Genomic DNA, 6,831 nt, shown 5'->3' on the forward strand with positions numbered 1-6,831 from the left:
CAGGAGGCGGCCCCCACGAGCCGGACCACCGTGCACCGGCGCCCCCTCTCCTTCGGCCGGTTCGTCGCCGGGGCGCAGGCCCGCGGCACCCTCGTGGTCCAGCCCCGCATGGGATTCTCCGACCCCGCGCTGATGCGGGCCGGCCTGCTCGCCACCAAGGGAGCGGCCGACGCGGTCGTCGGCACCATGACGATCGACAGCTACACCCGGGTCAACGACGAGGCGTCCGCGGCGCGTGCGCTGGACAGCGGCGTCCCGCTCAACGGATTCCCCATCACCTCCTACAGCCCGCACACCTCGCGCTGGGTCCTCGACGGCGTCCGCGACGCCGCCTTCCCGGTACAGATCCGGCACGGATCGGCACGACCCCAGCGCATCGTGGCCGCCCTCGCCCGACTCGGCCTGGACGCGACGGAGGGCGGCCCGGTCTCCTACTGCCTGCCCTACGGACGCACCCCGCTCCTGGACTCCGTACGCAACTGGCAGGAGAGCTGCGACGTCCTGGCCGGACTCCGCGCCACCGGGGCGGAACCCCATCTGGAGACCTTCGGCGGCTGCATGCTCGGCCAGCTCTGCCCGCCCGGACTGCTCGTCGCGATCAGCGCGCTGGAGGCGCTCTTCTTCCACCGGGCGGGGCTGCGCAGCATCTCGCTCAGCTACGCCCAGCAGACCAACGCGGCCCAGGACCGCGACGCCATGCACGCCCTGCACCGGCTGGCCGGCGAGTTCCTGCCGGACACCGACTGGCACATCGTCCTCTACACCTACATGGGCCTCTATCCGCAGACCCGGCACGGATCACTGGAACTCCTGGAGCGCTCGGCCGAACTGGCCGTGGAGACCGGGGCGGCCCGGCTGATCGTGAAGACGGCCGCCGAGGCACACCGCATCCCCACCGTGGCGGAGAACGTCGAGGCCCTGCGGGTCGCCGCCCGGGCCGCCGCCCGGCACCGCGCCGCGACCGGCGCACACCCCGGGCACGCCCCCGCCGCGCACACCGACCCGGCGGACAACGCCGTGTACGCCGAGGCCCGCGCCCTGGTCGACGCGGTGCTGAACCTCGACGAAGACCTCGGCCAGGCACTGCTGAAGGCCTTCGCCCGCGGATACCTCGACGTCCCCTACTGCCTGCACCCCGACAACGCTGGCCGCACCCGGAGCCACATCGACGGGTCCGGCCGCCTCACCTGGTCCGAGATCGGGGCCATGCCCCTCGGACCCGTCCGCGACCGCGGCAGGCGGCTCACCGCCGCCGGGCTGTTCGACGCCCTGTCGTTCGTACAGCGCCGGCACGACCGCGTCATTCCCCAGCACGCAACCCGCTCCCCGCTTCCCCCGGCAACCCGTCGCCCGGCAGCCCATCGGCAGCACACCCAGGAGGTAGCACCATGACCAGCACCATCGCCGAGTCCGACGGCCGCGTCGCGCCCTCGTTCCCGTCCTCTCCCGACCAGCACCTGATCGCCGAGCCGACCCGCGCCACCCTGCGGGTGCAGAGCCGGATGCTCGCGGCGACCCGCGCCTTCCTGACCGCGCAGGGCTTCCAGGAACTGCTGCCGCCGGTCATCGGGCCGGTCACCGACCCGGGCATCCGGGGCTCCAAGCAGGTGGACGTCGACTTCTACGGCCACAAGTACAAGCTGATGACCAGCGCGATCCTCTACAAGCAGGCCTCGCTGCTGGCCTTCGACAAGATCTTCTACATCGCGCCCAACGTCCGCCTGGAGCCGCTGGAGACGGCCGTCACGCACCGCCACCTCGCCGAGTTCCACCAGATCGACGTGGAGATCCGCGACGCCCGCCGCGAGGACGCGATGGAGCTCGCCGAGCGGCTCGTCGCCCATGTCGTCGACGAGGTCGTCCGCGAGATGCCCGCGGACCTGGAGCTCCTCGGCCGCGACCGGGACGCCTTCCGCGAGGTGGTCCAGGGGGCGTTCGACCGCACCACGCACAAGGACGCCACCGCGGATCTGGTGGCGCTCGGCCACCCGCAGGACCCCGGCGCCGAGATCGACTGGGAGGGCGAGGAGATCCTCTCCGCGAAGACCAGCCGCCCGTTCTTCGTGGTCGACTACCCCAAGGGTTCACGGGGCTTCTACGACCAGGAGGACGCCGACCGTCCCGGCATCCTCCGCAACTTCGACCTGATCGCCCCCGAGGGCTACGGCGAACTGGCCAGCGGCAGCGAGCGCGAACACGACTACGCGGCCCTGGTCACCAGGATGCGCGAGACCGGCGAGAACCCCGCGAAGTACGGCTGGTACCTCGACCTGGCCCGCCGCGGTATCCCCGCCAGCTCCGGATTCGGTATCGGCCTGGAGCGTTTCACCCGGTACGTCACAGGCCGCACCGCCGCCTGGGAGGCCAGCGCCTACCCGAAGCTCCCCGGCGTGGTGTCGGCATGAGCACCGTACTGAGCGCCGCCGGTTTCCCCGAGGAACAGGTGCGGCACCGGGCCAGGTCCGGAGCGGCGGCGGCCTTCCCCGCGCTGGAGTCCTACGGCAGCAGCCTGCTGGGCGCGGTCCCGGCCGGCCAGGACCCGTACGACCTGCTGGAGCGGGCCAGGATCGTGCCCCCGGTGTTCATGCCGGAGCGGCTGAAGAAGCTCATCGACCTGGCCCGCGAGCCGCTGTACACGGACGTCGAACTCGACACGCGGGTCGGCGGGTTCGCCTCCCGGCTGCCGCTCTACGTGTCCGCTTTCGGCTCGACACAGGTCGCCAGCCACGACCTGGGCGAGGCGGCCGGGAGGCAGGCCGGACAGCTCGGCATCCCGATGGTCATCGGCGAGAACGTGGTGCCGGTCAACGGTTTCCGCGCCGCCGCCGACTCCGGAGTCTCCCCGCTGCTCGGCAGGATCGCCTCCTACACGGCCGCCGCCGACGACGAGCACGGCGGCGTGGTGGTGCAGCAGTCCACCGAGGACGCCGACGCGGAAGTGTGGAACCTGGTCTACAGCGACCCGGTGTCCGAACCACTGCTCGCCACCGGCCGGCTCGCCTTCGAACTCAAGGTCGGCCAGGGCGCCAAGCCCGGACTCGGCGGGCTCACCGTCCTGGGCCGCGAGGCCGGCGACAGGATTGCCGAACAGTACGCCATGGACCCGGTGTTCGGTGCCGACAGCGAATCGGTGCTGCGGATCAGCAGCCCCGGCACCTTCACCGAGGAGATCCTGCGCCAGCAGATCCGGCTGATGCGGAACAACTTCCCCCGGGTGAAGGTGTGGGTGAAACTGCACCCCGGCCGCGACATCGCCCACGCCGCGGCCACCGCCTGGGCGGCCGGCGCGGACTCCGTCACCGTGGACGGCGCGGAGGGCGGCACCGCATGGGCGCCGACCACCTTCCTCGGTCAGGTGGGACTCCCGCTCGGCGAGTGCCTCACCCGCATCGGCCGCACCGACCACTGCCTGCTCGCCAGCGGGCGGATCTGGGAAGGCAGCAGGGCCGCGAAGGCACTGGCGCTCGGCGCCCGCGCCGTCGGCCTCGGCCGGGCCGCACTGCTCGCCGTGGACGAGGACGCCGAAGCCGGCCTGGTCCGGCTGGCCGAGTCCATCGCCCTGGAACTCCGGCTGCTGATCAGCTCCGTCGGCAAGTACCACGCCAACGCCCTGGAAGCGGACGACGTCCTGCTGCCGAACGACGCCGTGACGGCCTCCCGTACCGGCTGATTCCCCACTCCACCGCACCGCACCCCACCGCACCGCTTCGCACCATCCGCACGTCATCCACCGTGGCTCCGTCGGTCTCCCGGCACGCCGCGAGACCACGAGATCCGAGCTACCAAGAAGGTGTCGAGATGTCCCAGCCGCAAGCAGATCCAGCTCTCTCCCTCGGCGTCGTCGTTCCCGCGCACGTCGCCGCGTACAACGACACGGCCGAGAACCTCCCCGAGGGTGCGCTGCACGCTCTCTTCGCCGCGCAGGCCGCCCGCACCCCGCAGGCCGTCGCACTCGTCCGCGAGGACCGCAGTCTCACCTACCGGGAGCTGGACGGCGCGGCCAACGCTCTCGCACGCCGGCTCGTCGCCGAGGGCGTACGGCCCGGCGACGCCGTCGGACTGCTCTTCGACCGCTCGTTCGCCTACGTCATCACGGTCCTCGCCGTGCTGAAGAGCGGCGGCGTGTACGTACCCCTCGACCCCCGCCAGCCCGAGGAGCGCCTCGCCTGGATCCTCGGCAACACCGGGGCCGGCCTGCTGGTGACCGACCGCCCGGCCGAGGAGACCGGCTTCGCCGGGGACCTGCCCGCCCTGCGCCTCGACGACACGAGCGCCACGGCCGGCACGGCAGCCACCGCACCCGAGGTCACGGTCCACCCGGACCAGCCGCTGTACATGATGTTCACCTCCGGCTCCAGCGGCACCCCCAAGGGTGTGGTGAACACCCACCGCAACGTCGTCGAACTGGCCCTGGACCCCGGCTTCGGCGCCGAGGCCCACGAGCGGGTGCTCGCCTACTCGCCGCTGCCCTTCGACTCCTCCACCTACGAACTGTGGGTGCCGCTGCTGCGCGGCGGACTGGCCGTCGTACTGTCCGCCCCGAAGGTCGACATCGGCGAACTCGCCGACGCCATCACCCGCTACCGGGCCACCGCCGCCTACTTCACCACCGCCCTCTTCGACGCCATGGCCAGCGAGGCGATCGACGCCCTGGGGCAGCTGCGCGAGATCTGGACCGGCGGCGACGTACTGTCCGCCACCGCCCTCGAACGGGCCCTCGACCACTGCCCCGACACCACATTCGTGCACGTCTACGGCCCCACCGAGGCCACCGTGTTCTGCAGCTACCAGGCGTTCACCCCCGAGGTCCGCACCCTCGACCGGCTGCACCTCGGCATCCCGATGGCGAACACCGCCATGTACGTCCTGGACGGCGAACTCCGCCACACCGCCGAGGGCGAGACCGGCGAGCTCTACGTCGCGGGACCGCACCTCGCGCAGGGCTACGCCCGGCTGCCCGGCCTCACCGCCGAGCGGTTCACCGCCGACCCCTACGGACCGGCCGGCAGCCGCATGTACCGCACCGGCGACCTGGCCGCCTGGAACGAACACGGCGAGATCGTCTTCCTCGGCCGCGCCGACCAGCAGGTCAAGCTGCGCGGCAACCGCATCGAGCTGGGCGAGATCGAGACCGTGCTGGTCCGCCACCCCTCCGTGGCCCAGGCCGCGGTCATCGTCCGCGAGGACCGGCCCGGCGACAAACGCCTGGTCGCCTACGCCGTACCCGCAGAGGAAGGCGTCCTGGACGGAGCCGAACTCCTCCGGTACGCGGGCGAGCAGCTCGTCGAGTACATGGTGCCCTCGGCCGTCGTCCCGATGGGAACCCTGCCGCTGACCCCGAACGGCAAGCTGGACCGGCGCGCACTGCCCGCCCCCCGGGCCGGCGCGACAGCCGACGGCCGCGCCCCGCGCAACCCCGTCGAGGAGGTCCTCTGCGGCCTGTTCGCCCACTCCCTCGGCCTGCCGACGATCGGTATCGACGACGACTTCTTCACCCTCGGCGGCCACTCACTGCTGGCGACCCGGCTGGTGAGCCGGGTGCGCACCGTCCTCGACGTCCAGCTGACGCTGCGGCAGTTCTTCGAGTACCCGACCGTGGCGCTGCTCGCCCAGTACGTCGCCACCGGCGGCGCGGAGTCCGCCCGCCCGGCCCTGACGGCCCAGGAACGGCCCGAACCGCTGCCGCTCTCGGCGGCCCAGCAACGGCTCTGGTTCCTCGACCAGTTGGAGGGCCCCTCGGCGACGTACAACATTCCGCTCGCCGTCCGGATCCGCGGGGACCTCGACGTCGCCGCCCTGGAGTCCGCGTTCACCGATGTCGCGGGACGCCACGAGAGCCTGCGCACCGTCTTCGGCCAGGCGGAAGGGCAGACGTACCAGCGGATCCTGCCCGCCGACAGCGTCCGGGTGGAGCTGCCGGTCACCCCGGCGACCGACGAGGAGGTCGCCGCACTGCTCACCGCCGAGTCCGAGCGCATCTTCGACCTGGCGGCCGATCTGCCCTTCCGGGCACGGCTGTTCAGCCTCGGCGAGCACGACCACGTACTCCTCGTCGTCATGCACCACATCGTCTCCGACGGCTGGTCCTACCAGCCGCTGATGCGCGACCTGAGCACCGCCTACGCGACCCGCTCCCGCGGTGAGCGCCCGGCCTGGGAGCCGCTGCCCGCCCAGTACGCCGACTACACCCTCTGGCACCGCGGCGTGCTCGGTGACCCGGCGGACGCGGAAAGCGTCGCCTCCCGCCAACTCGACTACTGGCGCCGGACCTTGGCCGACCTCCCGGAAGAGGTCACCCTGCCCGCCGTCCGGCAGCGGCCGTCCGTCGCCTCCTACCGAGGCGCCACCCACACCGTGCACTGCTCCGAGGAGATCCACTCCTCACTCGCGGAGCTGGCACGCGAGTCCGGCGCCTCGGTCTTCATGGTGGCCCAGGCCGCGGTGTCGACCCTGCTGTCCCGTTCCGGCGCCGGACACGACATCCCGCTCGGATCACCGATCGCCGGCCGAACGGACCAGGCACTCGACGACCTGGTCGGCTTCTTCGTCAACACTCTCGTCCTGCGCACCGATCTGACGGGCGACCCGAGCTTCCGCGAACTGCTGACCCGGGTCCGGGAGACCGACCTCGCCGCCTGGAGCCACCAGGACCTGCCCTTCGACCGGCTGGTCGAGGCCCTCAACCCCGACCGGTCCGCCGCCCGGCACCCGCTCTTCCAGGTGATGCTGACACTCACCGACGCGGCCACACCGACGCTCGTCGCCGAAGAGCTGGACACCGAGTCGGAGTTCACCTGGCTGCGGTTCGCCAAGTTCGACCTGACGTTCTCG

4 protein-coding genes are annotated in these 6,831 nt (G+C 72.0%); all 4 read left to right on the forward strand.

Translation table 11 applies throughout. The features are described 5' to 3' along the window. The first annotated feature begins 30 nt into the window (after window positions 1-30). The gene (locus EES42_RS16955; protein ID WP_241196461.1) at window positions 31-1,392 is read left to right on the forward strand and encodes a methylaspartate mutase; all 1,362 of its coding nucleotides are present in this window, start codon (window positions 31-33) and stop codon (window positions 1,390-1,392) included. Continuing rightward, window positions 1,389-2,405 (forward strand): asparagine synthetase A, encoded by a 1,017-nt coding sequence (locus EES42_RS16960; RefSeq protein WP_124719044.1) that lies wholly within the window; start codon window positions 1,389-1,391, stop codon window positions 2,403-2,405. The genes EES42_RS16955 and EES42_RS16960 overlap by 4 nt, the downstream gene beginning before the upstream one ends. Then, on the forward strand, window positions 2,402-3,670 hold the full coding sequence (locus EES42_RS16965) for a glutamate synthase-related protein (protein WP_124719045.1): 1,269 nt from the start codon (window positions 2,402-2,404) through the stop codon (window positions 3,668-3,670). The genes EES42_RS16960 and EES42_RS16965 overlap by 4 nt, the downstream gene beginning before the upstream one ends. A gap of 128 nt (window positions 3,671-3,798) precedes the next feature. Then, on the forward strand, window positions 3,799-6,831 hold a 3,033-nt coding region (locus EES42_RS44740), incomplete at its 3' end, for a non-ribosomal peptide synthetase (RefSeq protein WP_164495252.1).

It is taken from the genome of Streptomyces sp. ADI95-17, assembly GCF_003846175.1.
GTDB lineage: Bacteria > Actinomycetota > Actinomycetes > Streptomycetales > Streptomycetaceae > Streptomyces > Streptomyces sanglieri.